Annotated in this window: 23 protein-coding genes and 1 pseudogene; 7 read left to right on the forward strand and 17 right to left on the reverse strand. The window is 33.8% G+C overall.

The window, feature by feature from the left end; all coding sequences use genetic code 11:
* Positions 1 to 10 precede the first annotated feature (10 nt).
* From ACUN28_RS20910 to ucpA, 7 genes are all read right to left on the reverse strand, one after another.
* Complete coding sequence (locus ACUN28_RS20910; protein WP_016088485.1) at positions 11 to 382, reverse strand: hypothetical protein; 372 nt, start codon at positions 380 to 382, stop codon at positions 11 to 13.
* A 144-nt stretch (positions 383 to 526) separates the two neighbouring features.
* Positions 527 to 1,096: a histidine phosphatase family protein gene (locus ACUN28_RS20915; protein ID WP_445423415.1), complete on the reverse strand. Its 570-nt coding sequence runs from the start codon at positions 1,094 to 1,096 to the stop codon at positions 527 to 529.
* A 158-nt stretch (positions 1,097 to 1,254) separates the two neighbouring features.
* Positions 1,255 to 1,896 (reverse strand): DUF3885 domain-containing protein, encoded by a 642-nt coding sequence (locus tag ACUN28_RS20920; protein ID WP_016088487.1) that lies wholly within the window; start codon positions 1,894 to 1,896, stop codon positions 1,255 to 1,257.
* Between the two features lie 50 nt (positions 1,897 to 1,946).
* Positions 1,947 to 3,038: a serine hydrolase gene (locus ACUN28_RS20925; protein WP_098506227.1), complete on the reverse strand. Its 1,092-nt coding sequence runs from the start codon at positions 3,036 to 3,038 to the stop codon at positions 1,947 to 1,949.
* Between the two features lie 252 nt (positions 3,039 to 3,290).
* Positions 3,291 to 3,926 (reverse strand): cupin domain-containing protein, encoded by a 636-nt coding sequence (locus ACUN28_RS20930; RefSeq protein WP_116349649.1) that lies wholly within the window; start codon positions 3,924 to 3,926, stop codon positions 3,291 to 3,293.
* Between the two features lie 161 nt (positions 3,927 to 4,087).
* Positions 4,088 to 4,249, reverse strand: a complete 162-nt coding sequence (locus tag ACUN28_RS20935; protein WP_016088490.1) for a hypothetical protein — start codon at positions 4,247 to 4,249, stop codon at positions 4,088 to 4,090.
* Positions 4,250 to 4,468: 219 nt separating this feature from the next.
* Complete coding sequence (gene ucpA, locus ACUN28_RS20940; protein WP_098405122.1) at positions 4,469 to 5,263, reverse strand: SDR family oxidoreductase UcpA; 795 nt, start codon at positions 5,261 to 5,263, stop codon at positions 4,469 to 4,471.
* 198 nt (positions 5,264 to 5,461) lie between these two features.
* On the opposite strand from ucpA, the gene ACUN28_RS20945 reads away from it, so the two are divergent.
* Positions 5,462 to 5,884, forward strand: a complete 423-nt coding sequence (locus ACUN28_RS20945; protein WP_016088492.1) for a YfmQ family protein — start codon at positions 5,462 to 5,464, stop codon at positions 5,882 to 5,884.
* A 51-nt stretch (positions 5,885 to 5,935) separates the two neighbouring features.
* Here the strand turns inward: ACUN28_RS20945 and ACUN28_RS20950 are convergent.
* The 5 genes and pseudogenes from ACUN28_RS20950 to ACUN28_RS20970 form a co-directional block, all read right to left on the reverse strand.
* Positions 5,936 to 6,696, reverse strand: a pseudogene (locus ACUN28_RS20950) (hypothetical protein).
* A 20-nt stretch (positions 6,697 to 6,716) separates the two neighbouring features.
* A complete protein-coding gene (locus ACUN28_RS20955; protein ID WP_142327845.1) occupies positions 6,717 to 7,979 on the reverse strand; it encodes an MBL fold metallo-hydrolase in 1,263 nt (420 codons plus the stop codon).
* Positions 7,976 to 9,646: an ABC transporter permease gene (locus ACUN28_RS20960; RefSeq protein ID WP_098506224.1), complete on the reverse strand. Its 1,671-nt coding sequence runs from the start codon at positions 9,644 to 9,646 to the stop codon at positions 7,976 to 7,978. Before ACUN28_RS20960 ends, ACUN28_RS20955 begins: the two co-directional genes overlap by 4 nt.
* A gap of 12 nt (positions 9,647 to 9,658) precedes the next feature.
* Positions 9,659 to 10,684: an ABC transporter substrate-binding protein gene (locus ACUN28_RS20965; RefSeq protein WP_016088496.1), complete on the reverse strand. Its 1,026-nt coding sequence runs from the start codon at positions 10,682 to 10,684 to the stop codon at positions 9,659 to 9,661.
* Complete coding sequence (locus tag ACUN28_RS20970) at positions 10,662 to 11,654, reverse strand: ABC transporter ATP-binding protein (protein ID WP_098405119.1); 993 nt, start codon at positions 11,652 to 11,654, stop codon at positions 10,662 to 10,664. Before ACUN28_RS20970 ends, ACUN28_RS20965 begins: the two co-directional genes overlap by 23 nt.
* A 162-nt stretch (positions 11,655 to 11,816) precedes the next feature.
* Between ACUN28_RS20970 and ACUN28_RS20975 the strand changes: the two genes are divergently transcribed.
* Complete coding sequence (locus ACUN28_RS20975; RefSeq protein WP_098405118.1) at positions 11,817 to 12,710, forward strand: LysR family transcriptional regulator; 894 nt, start codon at positions 11,817 to 11,819, stop codon at positions 12,708 to 12,710.
* Between the two features lie 40 nt (positions 12,711 to 12,750).
* Here ACUN28_RS20975 and ACUN28_RS20980 read toward each other — a convergent pair whose 3' ends face one another.
* Both ACUN28_RS20980 and ACUN28_RS20985 read right to left on the reverse strand, forming a co-directional pair.
* Positions 12,751 to 13,275 (reverse strand): DUF4398 domain-containing protein, encoded by a 525-nt coding sequence (locus ACUN28_RS20980; protein ID WP_016088499.1) that lies wholly within the window; start codon positions 13,273 to 13,275, stop codon positions 12,751 to 12,753.
* A gap of 126 nt (positions 13,276 to 13,401) precedes the next feature.
* On the reverse strand, positions 13,402 to 14,670 hold the full coding sequence (locus tag ACUN28_RS20985; protein WP_098506223.1) for an MFS transporter: 1,269 nt from the start codon (positions 14,668 to 14,670) through the stop codon (positions 13,402 to 13,404).
* A 118-nt stretch (positions 14,671 to 14,788) separates the two neighbouring features.
* Between ACUN28_RS20985 and ACUN28_RS20990 the strand changes: the two genes are divergently transcribed.
* From ACUN28_RS20990 to ACUN28_RS21010, 5 genes are all read left to right on the forward strand, one after another.
* Complete coding sequence (locus ACUN28_RS20990) at positions 14,789 to 16,003, forward strand: helix-turn-helix domain-containing protein (protein ID WP_098485758.1); 1,215 nt, start codon at positions 14,789 to 14,791, stop codon at positions 16,001 to 16,003.
* Between the two features lie 66 nt (positions 16,004 to 16,069).
* Positions 16,070 to 16,249, forward strand: a complete 180-nt coding sequence (locus tag ACUN28_RS20995) for an H-type small acid-soluble spore protein (protein ID WP_016088502.1) — start codon at positions 16,070 to 16,072, stop codon at positions 16,247 to 16,249.
* Between the two features lie 184 nt (positions 16,250 to 16,433).
* Positions 16,434 to 16,769 (forward strand): antibiotic biosynthesis monooxygenase family protein, encoded by a 336-nt coding sequence (locus tag ACUN28_RS21000; protein WP_016134079.1) that lies wholly within the window; start codon positions 16,434 to 16,436, stop codon positions 16,767 to 16,769.
* 2 nt (positions 16,770 to 16,771) lie between these two features.
* Positions 16,772 to 17,365 carry a dienelactone hydrolase family protein gene (locus tag ACUN28_RS21005; protein WP_098506222.1) on the forward strand — a complete coding sequence of 198 codons (594 nt, stop codon included), beginning with the start codon at positions 16,772 to 16,774 and terminating at the stop codon, positions 17,363 to 17,365.
* 11 nt (positions 17,366 to 17,376) lie between these two features.
* On the forward strand, positions 17,377 to 17,736 hold the full coding sequence (locus ACUN28_RS21010; RefSeq protein WP_016088505.1) for a hypothetical protein: 360 nt from the start codon (positions 17,377 to 17,379) through the stop codon (positions 17,734 to 17,736).
* A gap of 27 nt (positions 17,737 to 17,763) precedes the next feature.
* Here ACUN28_RS21010 and ACUN28_RS21015 read toward each other — a convergent pair whose 3' ends face one another.
* The 3 genes from ACUN28_RS21015 to ACUN28_RS21025 all read right to left on the reverse strand — a co-directional run bounded on the left by ACUN28_RS21015 (position 17,764) and on the right by ACUN28_RS21025 (position 18,996).
* Positions 17,764 to 18,162 (reverse strand): DUF5367 family protein, encoded by a 399-nt coding sequence (locus ACUN28_RS21015; protein WP_016088506.1) that lies wholly within the window; start codon positions 18,160 to 18,162, stop codon positions 17,764 to 17,766.
* Positions 18,155 to 18,739, reverse strand: coding sequence for a TetR/AcrR family transcriptional regulator (locus tag ACUN28_RS21020; RefSeq protein WP_098506220.1), 585 nt, complete (start codon positions 18,737 to 18,739; stop codon positions 18,155 to 18,157). Before ACUN28_RS21020 ends, ACUN28_RS21015 begins: the two co-directional genes overlap by 8 nt.
* A gap of 86 nt (positions 18,740 to 18,825) precedes the next feature.
* On the reverse strand, positions 18,826 to 18,996 hold the full coding sequence (locus ACUN28_RS21025) for a DUF3951 domain-containing protein (RefSeq protein WP_016088508.1): 171 nt from the start codon (positions 18,994 to 18,996) through the stop codon (positions 18,826 to 18,828).
* Between the last annotated feature and the right edge of the window lie 8 nt (positions 18,997 to 19,004).

The raw sequence follows: 19,004 nt of genomic DNA on the forward strand, positions 1-19,004 counted from the left end.
CCTTACTTATCTATTCATAATCTTCTTCATCATCGATTTCTTCATAATACGAATTCCCATTACTTACATATATAGGGCCATTCGCAACGTCAATACGTAATACCCATGCCCATGGCACAGCTAAACGTTTATGTATTGCTCGCCAAAAGCTCATTGATTTTCTTTCGTACTCCTGGAACTCCTGAAGTAACTCTTTGTAGGAGGAACCGTCTAACTGAATATTTGCTTCTAACAAACGAGAATGGGCATAGTACTGCAGCTCTAGTTCAGCAGCAATTTCCATTTCTTCTTCCGTTGCCATACCAATAATTGCTCCATCTGCTGGTGCAATTTCATATACGTTGTGAACTTCAATAAGCCCTTCTTTCTCTTTCTCAAACATGTAAACAGCCTCCTTTAACATATATTTTTTATGTTACAAAGTCATACTTCTACAATAACATCTCTCTTTCCTCTTTTTTTGATAAACTTTTACAAATTATTTACCCCGCATTAACGGGCAATAAGACCCCCACTGATTAAATTTTCACTTTATCTGATAATCTGTAGACTGTATTCTTTCAGCAGAAATGAAACAATTATTATCAAAAGTTAATTTATACACGTCAGGCATATGAAGGGTTTTCCAAAACTGAAAATCATATTTCGAATCGAAATAATTCATGAGTAATACCATAATATTCCCATGAGTACCTATTACAATATTCTTACCTTTATATTTTTTTAATATACTTTGCATACATATTACAGCGCGTCTTTGTGCTACATCATTGGATTCTCCGCCTTTGTGGGCAAAATTCCAATCTTTCCACACTTTCTCCATAGCATCATTAAAATCCTGTACCGGCTTTGTACTTACTAATCTTTCACGTAAATCTTCTTCTATTTGTATTGTTACATTATATGTATTTGCGATTCCTTGCACAGTTTGAATCGCCCTTTTATACGGACTTGAAATTACAGCATCAATATGTTTATCTTTTAACAAACGTGTTACATTCTCTGCATCACAATACCCTTTTTCAGATAAAGGACGCTCCCGTTCTTCTTTTGTATATGTAGAGTCGGCATGGCGAACGAAATATATTGTCGTCATTTATTCATCTCCCTTTTCCGTTTCTATCCAAATTCAATACATTACCATCAAATCACTTTACCTTTATAATAAGTACTGTCAAATTTAAATGTTGATTTTCATATTAATAAAAGGGAAACACCTCATATGGTATTTCCCTCAATTAAAATAGACTACATTCAATTAAATACTTTATCAATTTTATTTCTATCGTATTCTAATATCCAATCATTATATGTATTATAAATATCCCTAATTGTATCAGGAGAGGTAGCTAATACATCACAACCTCTATCATCATAAACGTGAAATATAGTATTCTTGTTTATATTTATAAAATACACCCTATGAAAAATACTCGGTTTTATTCCCATATCTTGATTACAAATTGCTTTTAGCATAGAAATGTATTTCAAGTCAGAAACTTTACATTTCAAAGTATATCTATGTGTTTTATATACCCCGTCTTCATCGTCTTCTGGAAAAACATAAGGGATTGTATTTTTCTGTAACTTAAGCAAAGCCGACTTCTCTTTTACATACTTAGAAAAAATATTCAATTTGTGTTTGAAAGTTTCACCGTTTGCATAGTCATTTACATCCACTACAATATAAATATCATCTTTTGTTGCATGTAAAGACTGAAATAAAGCAATCGCTCTGTTATAAACGCCTTCTAAATATGAGCAATTTTCATAAATGTTATTGCAATCATAGTCCACACCTAATCTAAAACGAATACCAATAGCCCCATTATAAAATAGAGGTGGTCTAAGTTCTAAATTTGGAAACGTTTCAAGCATATACTCCTTCAACCTCATCTCAACACCTACCTTTAACAGCATCTTGTTTACATAATAAAATTATTTCGTTATAATTTATTTCTGAATTCCTCACTTGTTATAATATCTCGAATAAAATAATCTACATTATTTCTCAGTTTTTGATATGCAACTTGATCTTCTATATCGTTAAACATCATGACAACTTCTACCTTATTCCCTTTCTTATCTGTAGTATACAAGCTTTTTGTCAATACGAATGCGGTAGAACCACCTTTTTGACCAGCATATTCGAACTTACTATTTTTAACTGTTCCTTTGAAAATGTTCTCGATTTCTTCTTGCATTGATTTTGGAAAATACTTTCTACTATTTATCTTTTCCATTATACTCATATAATCTTTGGCGTTTGCACCCACTAATCGATCTGACCAAATCCGCTGAAATTCCATATCTACCTTTAATGGGATATCCCGTTTTTTCCATTCTTCTTCATCTTTCATCCATTCATGAATTTGTAACACATGCTGATTATACTCATCCTTTGACATGTTACGTATCATTTCTAACGATTGATTTTCTGGCTCATGAAGCTCTTTTTCTACATACCCTCTCATATATAGTGAAGCAGTATACGAAGAGAACTTGTCATGACTAGTAAGCTCTAACTCTTTTATACTTTCATTTACTCTTTCTATTCCAAGCTTATCTAACAAATATGTTGTATTTGCATTAGAACTATAATGAATCATCCCTTTAGCAACTTCTTCTAAAGCGATTTGCCCATTTTTCACTAATTCTCTCGCTTTAGCATCTTCTAACCAGTCAGGATGTGCTCCACCATCAGTGTTTTTAACGTAATATTTTTCTAGCTCCTGCAATGAAATTTGTTCATCTCGGCTTATCTTTCCTTGTGACACTTGCTTAGCAAATTCAACTGCTATTACGATTTTCGCCGTACTCGCTAATGGTAATTTTTTATTTGCATTTATAGAAGTTAATACTTCTCCATTTCTTTTAATAAATAATGAACATGTTTCATCGTCTTTATGTTCTTTTATGTACTTTAATACGTAATCAGGATCTTCTTTTGATAAATAGTACTTCATAATGACAAAGAAAGCTATAACGGCTACTATAATGACTCCTGCAACAATTCCTATAATCTTTAATATGTTCACAATATGCCCCCTCTATAAAGTGAAACTATAATCAGTGGGGGGGTAGTTCATCCCCCACTAATTATTAGTTGAACCAATCGGACGTTTACGGGCAGTTGATCTCCCACCTAGCTTCTTTGCTCCAGTCGAATTTTGAGGTAGGAGTTTTATTGCCCGTTAATGTCGGATAAATTCCCTTCTATATAATAATTATAACGAATAAAAATACAAAATTATACAAAATAGAGTAACTCTTCCTAAAAAAAGAAAGAGTTACTCTATTTCACATGATGTTATATGTCCATTTAACGTAACAACTATATTTGAGTCGTCACTTTCTTTAACGCTTTTTAGTCGATTTGAGTTAGGAGGACCAATTACAACTGAGTCCTTAATTGGCGAAAGATCCTTTCCCAATTTTTCTGCACTTACACCGTATGCAGCTTGAAATACTTCTGGTGGTGTTAATCTAAGTACGTCTGATCCTTCTGCTGTTTCAAACTGATCGTTATTGAAGAACAAATGCAATTGTACTTCTTCTGTTACCGCTGTGATCCAATGCCACCATCCCATTGGAATAAAGACAGTTTGCCCCGCTTTTACATGATAATTTTGCAATTGATTCGTTTCGGGATTTAATATGGATGTAACTGCTTCTCCTGATACAACAACATCCAACTCCCACGCATTCGGATGCCAATGCGGTTCTCGCATATGCCCTTTTGTCATAAACAAATCAACAAACGCTCCTCCTATCATCGCTGGTAACTGTGTTGACGTAACTTCATATGCAATGTTTTTCTCATCCCTTTTAAAAAAGATATTTTTTCTCGAATCAAAGAAAAGATTTGGAGTTCCTGAGCTTTTCTTTAAATTTTTATTATCTGGAACATAACCGGAACTACTCATTTTATCCCTCTTTTCCACTCCGAACATTTCCACCTTCACACTGTATCGTATGGCAAAAACTTACGAATGTGCCTAATCATTCACATAACAAAAAAACACGCCTCATAATGAGAGCATGTTTTGTGATATTCTTCACATTGTTTCGTTAAAAAATAATGTTTTTACTTACCATGATGTAACATTAAATCACTTAGTTCTTCTTCAATGTGATTTAATTTCGCAACGCATTCTTTCCATTTATGAATATAACGTGAAACCCCAACGAAAAATAAAACGATAATTGTAGAAAGAATAATACCATACACGATTGCTACAGTACTCATAGTTACACTTCCTTATAATTAGTAATGTTGTTATTAGTTATGTTTTTATTATAAACCTTTTTCTTTTAAATTACTTCGATTTCAACTTTTTGTAACAAAATTGATTTTTCTCACAATAATTCATAACATTATAATGCTAGAAGAAGTCTCTTTCAGATTCCTTCTAGCATTCATATTCACAAAAAATTCACAGAACTAAAACTCTCATTCATAATCCTTTTACTTTACACCGACTGAAACTGTTTCTGGCAATGTGCTACCGCCATCAATGACAATATGTGTACCCGTTATGTAGCTTGATTCATCGGATGCTAAAAACCCTGCTAACTGACCTACTTCTTCTATTTTCCCTAAACGTCCTAAAGGAACACCTGAAGCGATTCCATCGATGACGTTACTCGGCTCATTTGGATCAGATTCATTTGCTATTTGCTCTGCCATTGGTGTCATAATGTAACCTGGGCAAATTGCATTTACAGTAATATGATGTTTTGCAACTTCACGTGCTAACGCTTTCGTAAATCCCCAAATTGCTGCCTTCGTCGTTGCATATGCAGTTTCACCTTCATCAGCAACCAATGTCCCTGTTACAGAAGACATATTCACAATCTTCCCGTAATTTTTCTCAATCATATATGGCAATACCGCTTTAGAAAAATTCCATACACCATTAATATTCACTTGAAATTGAAAATCACGCATTTCATCTGACATATCTAAAAAATTTGCAAGTCGAATAACACCGGCGTTATTTACTAATACATCAATCTTTTCGTACTTCTCATATGCATCTTTCGTTACTTCTTTTACAGCATTCATATCAGCTACATCGACTACATAACTCGCAGCATCTAACCCTTTACTTACAATATTTTTGGCAGTCTCATGAACTGTCTCTGAAATATCAACAAGTAATACTTTCGCCCCCAGCTCTGCAAATACATGAGCGATCCCAGCTCCGTTCCCCATCGCAGCTCCTGTAACAAAAGCGACCTTACCATCTAATTTCCCCATTTTATAACCCCCTTATAATATATAGAAAACCTTTACATTTTTATCATACCAAATATTCCCTCTTATTCTTTACACATCTCCATTTGTTAAAAAACGTTCAAAAACAGGGAAAATTTTCACAAATTATACAAAACTTCACCATATGTACTATTACCATATGAGTTATATTATTTAATAGAATAAAGGGGATGATATACTATGACGACTTGGTTTATTGTAATGTTAGTTGTATTTGGGGCATTTAAAATTATTGTTTCTAGCCTTCCTAACACTGTTATTGAATCCATTATTAGCAAGTACGAAACACATCCACAACTTGAAGAAGAGAATGTGACTGTTACAATCCATGGAAATAACGTAGAAGGTGAAAAGAAATCCAAAATTATTCATGATTTTAACGAAGGTTTATTTTTAGATCGCTATTATGCACCACCACACAATGAAGGTACTCCTTTAATTATCAATGCAAAACGTGGCAAAAAAGATTTTACATTTTATATTTATAGTCATGAAGAGCATGTTGATGTTGTAAAGCAACATAAAAAGAAAGTAGTTGCTTATAGTTTACGTTCTAAAAACCTTCAAAATAATGATATGTTCGTGTCAGCTGATTTAGCTTAATACCCTTATATTTAAAAAAGGAATCCATGGTATATGGATTCCTTTTACTATTCACTGAAAAATAAGCTCTGTCTTCAAACTATCTTTCGGTAACAGCCATCCTTTTTGTTCTAAACTCTTCATTAATAATTTTCTTTGTTCTTTTGCAATACTTTCCTCTTTTGTTTTAAACGACACTTCTATTACGAAATCATCTTCTATTTTCCCTGTATTACTTAGTGGCCAAACTTCAATATTCGTTTTAATATTTTCAAATTGAGCTGTATACCTTTTCATTAATACAGGACCATAAATACGAGAATTCTTGAGCATTGCTTCTCCCCAATTCGTATACAACCATTTGTTCATTTTCCCTGGTAACTTTTCTTATTTGAAATACTTAACGTTTTCTTCTCAAATCCCCAATCTACTTCCGCCTCATAATTATCGGTTTTACTATCAACCCCATCTTTTTTAGCTACTTCTAGTGCATCTTGAATTACACCATTTTGAATCGGATATCTTTTTTTATATGTTAGCTCAAAATCTTTACTAAATTCTTTCTTTCGAATCCTCGCAAACCAACCTTCATTACTTAAATTTTTATTTTCTGTATCTAAAAATTGCACTTGTATTCTTTCATAATTTGTACCAGCCTGGAAATATTCTAGTACTTCTTGCTTCATCTCTTTGTTATAACCTAATACTTGTTCTGGCTTTAATAATAACTTCACTTCAAAACTAGGTTTCATTGGACTAGCAGTAAACCCTTCCTTAACGTTATAAAGGAAACAACAAAAGAAAATGCTTACGAATACAAATACCTTTTTCATATACCTATCCCCTTTATATTTTAAATGACTTCTATACGTTCCATAGTAAGTGAATATATATTTTCATATCCTGCTATGCTAAGCTTTTTCTGTAATCGATCCGTATCCTCTTTCAAAGCGTGTACTAACACCGTATGTTCTGGTAATAATGTATTTAACATCTCTTTCACATCTCTTATACTTTGGTGAACTTTATATGGAACTCGCTTCACCCTACATTCTTTACCTACACGTTCTTTCAAAACTTTGTCTGCAAAACTCCCTTTAGCAATATGTCCAGTAAATATAATTGAATTTCGTTCTTCATACCGAACTTGTTCATAATATAACTGCACTCGTTTCGTTTGCATATTCGCATCACTCATTACAACTATTCCATAACTATGTTGTGTACTGATGTCATCATCCATAACTATTACGTTTCTTTTTAAACTTTCCATTAGCTCTTCAAGTTCTTCATTATTTTTGATCCAATCTTTATATACGATCATCTCTTCGAATCCAGCCAAAATTTCTTGATCTACTATAATGGGAAGTTCTTTATATTTTTTATATAAATACAATACGATATCTTGCGCCCTACCGAGCGGTGGCAATGGTAGTAATGCTATTCCTTTCTTTTGCGCAACTCGTTCAATTTCTGTACACAGTTCATTTACTCGTTCATGTTGCGAAACATCATCAGTATGATAAGCTGCATCTACAATTGCAACTTTTATATCGCCGCGCAATTTCTCAGGTAAATTAGCTCGGAGTATGTTAGAATCTGCTGAATAGTCGCCAGAATAAAATACATATGTATGACTCATATCCACTAAAAACCAAACAGCCCCTAATACATGTCCACTATACCCCCATTGAAACCGTAATGTAGGAGTAATCTGTACCCATTCATTCGGATTACTAATCTCATCAATATATACATAATTTAAATCTTTAACATTTTGGTCGTTATAAGGTACATTCCATCCTCGCGTCAAATTGTAGTTTCTCCATTTTTCATAATAAGTTGGAAGTTGCTCCTTCGTATAACGAGTCGTCCAAATTTTTTTCTTATATCCATACTTCGCTAATAAAGGTAAACCCATCGTATGATCTTCATGAATATGCGATAAAAATACTGCATCTAAAAACGGCACAACTTCCCTCTCTATTTTTGGATAACTATCCTCATATGATCGATTAATACCACAATCAAATACTATTTTCGTCTCTTTATTTTTCACAAAATAGCAGGAACGACCGTATTCTCCCGCTCCTCCCCATACTTCCATCCTCATCATGCTACCCCTTTTCGTTTTTGCTCCATATGTTGCAGAAGTAATAAGCACATTGTTGTAAGTCCAACAGAAACGACAGCCATCGCCATTCCTATAGATACTTCTCCTTGTTCAAATTGAGCAAAAATAAATGTTGCTGACGTTTCTACTGATGGAGGTAGTACGAGAAGCGATGCTACTAACTCTCGTATCGATATCGTAAATGTCATCGCCCATCCAGCAAGAATACCTGGGATAATAAGAGGTAATATTATTTTTCTAAAAATATAAATATAATTCCCAGAAAAAATACTTCCTGCCTGTACAAGAGAATCATCAATTTGTCCGAGCGATGCTTTTACATACTGCACCGTATAAGGTAAAAAAAGAACAACATACGTTACGATAACCATGACTGGTGTATTGTAAATAGACAGAGGCATATAGGGTGAATTCCAAAATAATATAAGACCTACAACCATCACAATTCCTGGTACCATATTTGGTAACATACCGCACATATCAAGCCATTTTTCAGAGGACTTTTTCCCCTTTCGAATCATAAGTGCCAAAAATACTCCAATCATAACAGCAATAATCGCCGTTATAAGTGAAAAAAGAAAACTGTTCCATAAAGCTTCTAATCCTGGAGATCCTATTGTAAATAATGCTTCATAATGGCTTGTTGTAAAGTTATTTAACTGCAAGCCGCCGCCCCTTAATTTCGATAATGAAGCAATAAGTATAGAAAAATACGGGATTCCAATTGCTACTATGAGTAAAGCAATTACATAAAACCATGCTACAATGCGCGTAAATATAGACAATGTATACCTTTTAGATTTCACACCTTTTCCACTAACCATTGCATATGAGTACTTTCGATTCAATACATTTTGCATATACCAAATGAGCATACACGCACTAAGTAATAAAGAAGATAATGCTGTTGCACTACTAAAATCAATCGGCCAACTCGAAATAAATTTATGAATCTCTGATGTTAACACATGAAACCCTATTCTTCGTCCGAATGTAGCCGGTGTTCCAAATTCAGCAATCGTCTTTACAAAAATGAGTAAAGCGCCCATTACATAACTTGATACCAATAACGGCAATATTATTTTTCTTAAACGATAGAAAAAGCTTCCGCCATGAACTGCTGCTGCTTCTTCTTTACTACTCCCAATCTGAAGTAACGTGTTTTTCAACATGAAGTAAAGGAATGGGAATAAATGCAGACTCATAATTAAAACCATACCCCCTAAACTAAAAAACGAGGCTGAAATCGTCTTTAGCATCGGAAAAAACTGTTCGAAATAGCCTTTCGGTTGCATGAACAAAATCCATCCCATCGATCCAATATACGGCGGTGTCATAAATGGGATCATAAAAACAACATCTAGCTTACTATACTTTCCGACATCTGTTTTGCTCATAATGAACGCCAATGGAAATGCAAATATGGTTGCTCCTATTACTACAAGTACACCTAGAAGCATCGAATTTAGAAAAATCCCAGCTAATCCACCACTCTGCATGAGTTCAAAAGGCTTTAAAAAATTCCAACTGCTATTTTCATATACACTAGAAAATAAAATGAGAAAAAGCGGAATGACGATTAACATCGCCACAAGTAACAACGCTACCGTCATTCCAATTTGTCTTACTGAAACGAATCGATTTACCATGTAATCACCATCTTATTGGAATACTTTCTTAAATTGTTTTCCTATTTCATCTTGTTCTTTCTCCACTGTCTTCCAATCAATATTTAATACTGGAATCTCTTCTACATTCGGTCTATTTTCAGCTTTTATATCTGTTCTGCCTGGTAACAAATACGCTTTAGAAATTTGTTTTTGCACATCATCTGATAATAAATAATCAATAAACTCTTTTGCACCTTCTACATTTTTACTATCCTTCATAATGCCTGCTGCACGTGGGCTAATAACTGTTCCGCTTTTTGGATATACGATATCAACTGGTTCACCCTTTGCTTTTGCACTATACGTCATATAATCAACACCCGCAATGACCATATCTTTTGCACCTGTTACTACTGGATCTAACGCTTCTTGATTTGCCCCTGCTACTGTAACTTCATTTTTCTTAAGCTGTTCAAATAAATCCCAACCATCTTTTCCATTCTTTTTCACATATCCTGTTACAAAGTCTAAAGCTGAACCTGAAAGTGATGGATCTGGAAGGTTCACTTTTCCTTTCCATTCCCCTTTTGTTATATCGCTCCAATCTTCAGGCGCTGTCTTCACATTTTTTGTGTTATACACAATTCCTAACGCTGAAGCACTATATCCAAAATAATGCCCTTTATCGTCCGACCATTCAGAACGAAGCTTATCAGCTTGTTTCGCTTCTTTATAAGGTAACGTTTGCCCATCTTTCTTTAATCCTTCCATCGCTGGTAAAGATGCAAGTACGACTACGTCAACGACTGGATTTTTCTTTTCAGCTTCCATTCTCGCTAAAATCTTACCTGTTGTTCCTTGAAACATTTCTACTTTTATACCAGTTTTCTTTTCAAAGTCTTTTTGAATTTTTTCTGCTAATCCTTTTGGCCCTGCACTATATACAACAATTTTCTTTTCATTCGCATTTTTATTTTTGGCATCTGCACTACCTGTCTTTGAACTACACCCTGTTACTACAGCAGAAAATAGTAAAGTACATACAAATAAAGACTTAAGCGAACTGAATTTCTTCATACGATTCTCCCCCTATATGATGAATACATTTTTTCGGTACATATAACGATACTGGTTTCCCGATGCTTAGCTTACTATTGTGATAAGCTGTCCATACACCGAGTGTCCCCATGTCTACTTTCACTTCATAACGTTCTCCTACATATGTAACGTGCCGAATTTCACCTGTATACATTTCGCACACTTCATTTTTCGTCCAACTCACATGCTCTGGACGAACCATTTCTTTCCCCTCTACAAGCCAATTTGCCTTACCAACAAATTTTGCAACAAATTCATGAGATGGCTTCACATAAATATCTTCTGGTGTTCCTTTTTGTAATACTTCTCCTTGTTTCATGACAATAATTTGGTCTGACATTGACATAGCTTCTGTTTGATCGTGAGTGACATACAATGCCGTTAAACCGATGGAATGAACGATGTCCATAAGCTCTAATCGCATTTCTTCTCGCAAAATTGCATCGAGTGCACTCAGCGGTTCATCAAACAAAATAAAATGTGGTTTCGTTACAATCGCCCTAGCAAATGCGACACGTTGCTGCTGTCCACCAGAGAGTTCATGCGGATATCTTTTCTCCATCCCTTGCAAGCGAACTCGCTTTATTGCATCTTCTACCTTTTCCCGCAATTGATTTGTTTGCTTTGTAGCCCTTAAACCAAATGCAACATTTTCAAATACTGTCATATGGGGCCATAAAGCAAAATCTTGAAATACCATCCCGATATTACGTTCATGAGGAGATGTTTTTATTTTTTTCGCACTAGAATACATACACTTATCTCCAAAATATATTTCACCTTTATCTGGCTCTTCAAGCCCTGCAATCATTCTAAGTAAAGTCGTTTTTCCGCATCCCGAAGGCCCTAAAAGTGTGGTGAATTCCCCTTGTTTCATTACAATTTGTAACGGTTTTAACGCATGCGTTTTTCCAAACTTCTTTTCTAGTCCATGAATTTTAATATCCATCGTTTCACCTCTCTCCCCTCATTCTTAACCTGCTTTCATTCTATATGGAAGATTTATACTGAATGTTAATGTACTGTAAAGATTAAATTAAAAAACTTCTAATAAACTATTTATTTCTATAGATTTTTTCTATAGTTAAAATAAAAAGGCGGGCAATCCATAATGAATCTCTTAAAATTAGAAATTGTAGTGCTTATTAAGAAATACAAAAAGCTTACGATTGTTGCAGAAAAACTTGGCGTGAAACAACCTACTATTACATTCCATATAAAAAGCTTAGAAGAGGAACTCGGTGTGTCTTTATTTGAATTACGTTCTGGAAGATATTTCTTAACAAAGGCTGGTGAGGCATTGCATCATTATGCTTGTAAAATAGATGCACTTATGAAAGAAGCTAGGCGGGTCACGCAAGAGTTTAAAGATTTTCATAAAGGTGCTATAACAATTGGCGCTAGTTATGTACCAGCGACTTATCTTTTACCAGAAGTTGTTCACCAATTTCAATGCGAATTTCCTAATATAAAAATAACGCTCATGGTAAAACCAGCTCCTGAAATTCGAACGATGCTACAAAATCATGAAATTGATCTCGGAGTAATTTCTGCTGCACCATTTGATGAACCACTTTTAAAACAAACGAATGTAATGCCTGATACACTTGTTCTCGCTTTTTCCAAAGAACATCATTTTTCTAAAAAGACAAATGTATCATTACAAGATATCGAAAAAGAACGTATATTATCGCATCGTAATCCATCGACAACGAGAGATTTACTTACACAATGGTCGTTAACACATAACATTACGTTTCAATCTGAAATTGAATTAGATTCATTAGAAACGATGAAACAAATTTTAAAATACGGTAATGGTGTCGCTTTTATTTCTAAACTCGCTATTGAACAAGAAGTACAACGAAATGAACTATGCTATATACCCATCCCTGGATTTGAATTTCAGCGTAACATTTATACGATTCATCATGAGGACAGATGGAATTCTAAAATTATTTCTTTTTTACTACATAGCATCACTTCTTATGCCGCAAACAATTAAAAGGCTGTCGTTATACACGACAGCCTTTTAAACTATAACTCTATTTATTTTTCTTCGCTTCAATTTTTGCTTGTGCCTCTTCAGCCTTATCTAATGCTTCTGAAACTTTCTTCTCTTTTTCTTTCACTTCATCTATACTATCGACAGCTTTAATCAGTTTATCGATTCCTTCTTCTTCTACTTTTCTCCGCTTTGCTACTCTTTCATTCACTTTCTCTTCCACATCTTTTGCTTTTTGAAGCATATCCTCTGCATTTGATGTTACAGCTTTTTTAAGTGCATCGTCTTTTTTCTTTTGTAGCACTTCATTTGCAATATCTTTCGTTTCTAAATACTTACCATCTTTTAATGCTGTCGCACCACGATCCAATAACTGAGCGACTTCTTTATATGCTTTCGCTTCATTTCCTGTTTTCTCTTTTTCCGCTTTTTCAAACCACATAATCGCATCACTATATTTTTCATTTTTCAATGATTGCATACCTGTTTCAATATACGTGTCATAATTACTGCACCCAGCCATTACGACTAATAGAAAAAGCATAACAAAACTTAATTTTTTCATGATGTTTTCTCCTTTTCTTTGCCTGCTCACTATACTGTAACATACATGAAAAAGAGTTTCAAAAACTAAAATACTAATTTGGTCATTTTTATAATGATAAGTCAAATTTTTATTATTTTCTTATTTTTAAGCCGACACATCTACTTGTTTTTTCGCCATATGTTGCTTTACTCCCACTAATACAACTAACAATAAACCTCCGCCTATCGTCATCATAACAATGCTAGTTGGCAACATATCTAATAATAATCCATATACAATCATACCGAGTGGTGCGATTGCAGTAGCAATTGTTTCAAGTAGGCCAAACACACGCCCTAAATAGCTCGGATCTGTCGTTTTTTGCATATGTACTTGCATCGGAATATTTACAATCATAATTGCTATACCCGTTAACATCATAAAAGCAATATAGTAAATAAAACTTGCCCCTTTTGAAATGGTAACTACCAATGGGAAGACTGTACATAAACTTAAACCCGCAAACAAAAACAGCCCCGTATAAATAGAACGAAACGGATTATTCACTTCTTTACGCACCGATAAAGCAATCGCACCCATTAGCATCCCGACTGCTAACATTCCCTCTACAGTACCGAGTTGCTTTGAAGATAGATGCAATGTATGGACGATAATATATGGAAGTGCTACGGTTAGCCCACACGCAAAAAAGTTTACCCACAGCGCTATTTTCATTAAACCATATATTTCATGCTGTCGTTTTACATATGAAAATCCTTCTTTTATGCTCGTCAAGAAACGCTCTTTACTCTCAGCCACTTCTTTTTTGTATAAATCAAATACGATAAATAATTGCAGAATTACTGCTAAAAAGAACGTAATACTATTTAATAAAAAGAACGACTTAATTGAAAAGAAACCAAATACAACTCCACCAATAATTGGCCCTAGAATATTTGATAAAGACGCTGCCGTTTGATTTAAAGCACTCGCTTTTTGAATACGCCCTTCATCTACTAAATTAGGAATAGACGAAGTTAATGCAACAGAATAAAAACTCGCACAAATTGATAATAATGCTGCTGAAATATAAATAAAAAGAAGTGACGGCCCAAATATAGTAGCAAGAATAAACATAATAAGCATCGTTAAACTACTTAATAAATCCGTGCCAATGACAAGCCATTTTCGATTCACACGATCAGCTACAGCACCTGCAATTGGACCACAAATCATCCTTGGTAGTGATCCGCAAACGAGCGTAATAGCAAACCCCATCCCTGAACCAGTTGTCTTTAATACGTATAACCCCATTGCGAATGTATAAATACCTGCGCCTAATAAAGACGTCATTTTTCCAATCATCATTAAAATGATATTTCTCGTTGCAATCTTCATTCTTGTATCATGTTGTCCTATACTTATATCTCCCATAACGAATCTCTCCCCTTAAAAGTTAAATTGTGTTAAACTTATTATATAATCAACTTTCCAATTATTACAACAAAAAGTTTAATTGTATTTAACTTTTCAATTATAAAGGAGCTACAATATGGCAACTCTCGGCGAAAAAATTAAGGCATTGCGAAAAGAAAAAAAGCTTACGCAAACTGAACTGGCAGGTTCTGAACTAACAAAAAGTATGCTTAGTCAAATTGAAAATGGAAAAGCGACACCTTCCATGAAAACATTACAATATATCGCTGAAAAACTTGAATGTGAAGCGAGTTTTTTATTAGAAGATGATGATGGAGAAATTGTAGAACTCATTACAAAAATGGAGCAACTCATAAAGGAAAACAAATGTGATGAAGTGTATGAGGCTTTACTACCTATCGTTCAAAAAGAGCTCCCTTCTACTTTAAATACGGCTCATATATACAAACAATTCGTAACTGCCGCGGTGATTATAAAAGATTACAACATTGAATCTTACGTAGAAAAAGCTGTTTCTATTTTTGAAAAATATAAGTTATACCGCGACAGTACGGAAACAAAATTAAAATTATCTTTTGCAATATTCACACGTAAAAAGTATGCAGAATGTTTACAACTTATATCTAATATTAGAAATGATTATGAAGAGAAACATTTAGAAATGGATCTTATTATACATATTGATTTATGTTTATATGAAGCCATCATATTACTAGCATGTGGCGATTATGAAAAATGTGAAAAAACGATATTAGAGACACTCGCATTTTCAAAAAAACATCAAGTGTATTATAAAACAGATGTATTTTACCGGATTTTATCTTATCAAAAAGTCATTACAGTTGATAAAGAACAATATTTATATTACATAAAAAAATCTGAGCAATTTGCCATTTTTACAGAAGACACTCTATCCATTGCGATGATCGATATTTTAAAAGCTTACTACTACAACACGATTACTAATGAATATACAATCGCATTAAAACATGTAGAACAATTTCAAGAAAAACTAAAAGATCAGCCCATTTTTCAAGACGACGGATTGTATTATCTTGAAAAAGGAAAAGCTTTATACGGATTAAAACGTTACGAAGAAGCTTTACAAGCATTGCAACGTGCTATTATACCAGATTATATGAACCATCCGCTTGACCAATCGTGGCTTACAACAGCAGGTGCATATCGTGCACTTTGTTACGTCAAACTGAATGATAAAAAAAGAGCTCTTGAAGAAGCAACAAAAGCAAATGAAATGATACAATCGTATCCAGATTCTATTTTCTCTGCATTTATTAAAGAAACATTACAAATAATACAAAAACTTTAAGAATGTCTCGAAATGGTATATTATTCCTCTTTTTTAGCAAAGATAATAATGATGGGAGGAATATAAATGAATATTCAACGTGCAAAAGAGCTTTCTGTGTCATCAGAACAAGCGAATGTCAGTTTTCAAGGCATGCCTGTTACCATTCAACACGTCGATGAAAACAACGAAACCGCCCGCATATATGAAGTAAAAAATCCAGGACGCGAATTAACTGTTCCAGTTAATAGCTTAGAGGAAATATAAAAAATGCCACTTCATTTTTGAAGTGGCATTTTTCTTCCTTTAGATTACTTATTATAAATTTCTTCTATCTTCTATTTTACAGGAGCTGAAAAAACAAGAATTTTCTACTTCTTTTCTTTTTATGACCTGCTAAAATACAAACTATGGATTAATTATTCACACTATACATTAAGGGGGAAACATAATGGCATCTAATTTAGAAAAAAACAAGTCTTATTATGCAGTTATATTCACTTCTAATTTATCGAATGATACAACAGATTATAGTACCGTTGCCGAAAAAATGGAGGAACTTGCAAAGCAGCAACCTGGATTTCTAGGTGTAGAAAGTGCGCGAGATCATTCAGGACTCGGAATTACAATTTCTTATTGGGAATCACTTGCGGCAATTGAAAATTGGAAACAGAACGCCTTACATAAAGAAGCGAAAAAAATAGGCCGTGAGCAATGGTACGAAAACTTCCACCTGCGCATCTGCCTTGTTGAGAAAGAATTTAAGTTTCATAGAGGCACATTGTAACTATGAAGAAAAAATTAGCTCTCGTTGCTGTTCATGAAATATATGGTGTGAACGACCATATGCATCACGTTACCCACCACTTCACTTCATCTCATATAGATGTATTCTGTCCTAACCTTCTACAATCGCAACACGCATTTCATTATCGTGATGAAGAAAAAGCATATCAACATTTTATAAATCATATTGGATTTGATGATGGAAAAGACCGAATTGAAGAATTCATCAATACCCTTTCAAGCAATTATACACATATTGGACTTATCGGCTTTAGTGTTGGCGCTACCATCTCATGGCTATGTAGTAACAATCCTAAAATAGATTTTATTATCGGCTGTTACGGTTCTCGTATACGTGACTATATTCATATGAAACCAACATGTACTACCTTACTTATCTTCCCTGAAAAAGAAGCTAGTTTTTCAGTATCCTCTTTAATTCAAACATTGCAGCAACAAAAGAATCCTTTATTAGAAATACAACAACTACACGGTGAACATGGATTTTTAAATCCGTACACTGAAAAATATAACGAGCACTCTACAAAGCAAGCATACAATTTAATAGATTCATTTCTTGCAAAAACAATCTTATAAAGGAGAATCAAATGACGCTTACATTACTCTTACTTATTTTCATACTCATTGCCTTTATGTCAGCGCTAACTATCATTTTTGTAACAGTAAAAAAAGGGGAGTTTTTCAAACGCCCCTACTTACAATCTATTATCGTTTGCATTTTATTTTTTACAAATTGGATCTTATATGTAACAACTTTTTATGGTTTACTTCCTGAGAAAGTTAGCGAATTCATATTCCTGCCCATTTGGTTTTTCCTTTGTATTTTAGGTTTTATCGTTTTCTGGCGCGAATGGAGAAACAATCGTGTGTTCTCCATATGTATCGGTTTTCTTTCCTTTATTAGTTTTCTCTTTGGTTTATTGTTGTTACTTCTTTCGGGGATGTAGTTGTTGTAAAGAGGATAACATACCTCTTTACAACAACTTTTTTCGTTCCATGACGAAAGGAATTAGTAAATATAAAGCATACGCAATAACCATCCAAATGGTAAATGATATGATTTGCTGCGAGGATAATTGTGAGAATATATTAGAGGAATTATATAAGATGTAAGAATCTAAAATTAAACCGATGGCTGTACCACATATACCTAACTTAATAACTGCATATTTCGTAGTATCTAGTTTTTTGTATAACCACATTACAAAGTATAAAGCTATAGCTGTTCCTAATTCAAGAAACGTCATGTGTAGAAAAAAGCTATTTGAAGTGTATTCTAATAAAACGGAAGAACCGAAAATAATGAAGAATGTTGAGGCAAAAAGCCAAACGCCAATAGAAAATAAAATAGTGAGCCAAAGTTTATTATTCACTACCATCTCCTCCCTTTTGTAACACTGTAAACTTTTCCAAGAGCATATATAAATCACCATATACTTTCTCTGTAGAAAAAGATGGATTGAATAATGCTTGCAATGCCAACCCGTCAATTAATGCATTACATAAAATGCTCCACGTTTCAGTTGAAATTTGAGATGTCATTGTATCTCCTACTTTTTTATTTAACACTCTTGTTAATTCTTGATTTTCATAATGTAACAGTTCACCAATTTTATCTTTCATTGCATCATTTTGTAATCCACTAGCTACTAATTGAAAAAATAAATGATGATACATTGAATCTTTCACACATCTACTTTCGGCAGACTGTAAAGCCTTTTCTAACTGTACATCCTTTCCTATTTGTTCCCACGACGCTTTACAAAACGATTCGGTCACTTCAAGTAATAATTGATCCTTCGTTTTAAAATGATAATATACGGTACCTTGTGTAACTTGAGCACTCTCTGCAACTGCTTTTAATGTCAACTTTTCCATCCCGTGCTGTGCAATCATTTCTTTTGCTGCTTCTAGTAACTTCTCTTTATTAACAACGTTCGGTTTTGCCACTTCTATGACCACCTTTTAAGTTAGTTGGATAACCAACTTAATTATACAGAAAAATCAGATAAAGAGAAAGGAAGAAAAGCCAACATTCAACTTTTCTTCCTTCTATGTTTACCTTTAGATTTTACTGTCACTGACTCACAAGGTGTGTAATAAATTTGAGGTGTCGCCTTATCAACAAACATCATAAACGTAATGAAGCCGATAATAAAGAAAATAAATAACGTTAACAAAATTGCTCCTATCGTTAAAAGTATCATAACACCAC

This window comes from Bacillus sp. WC2507 (assembly GCF_052656125.1).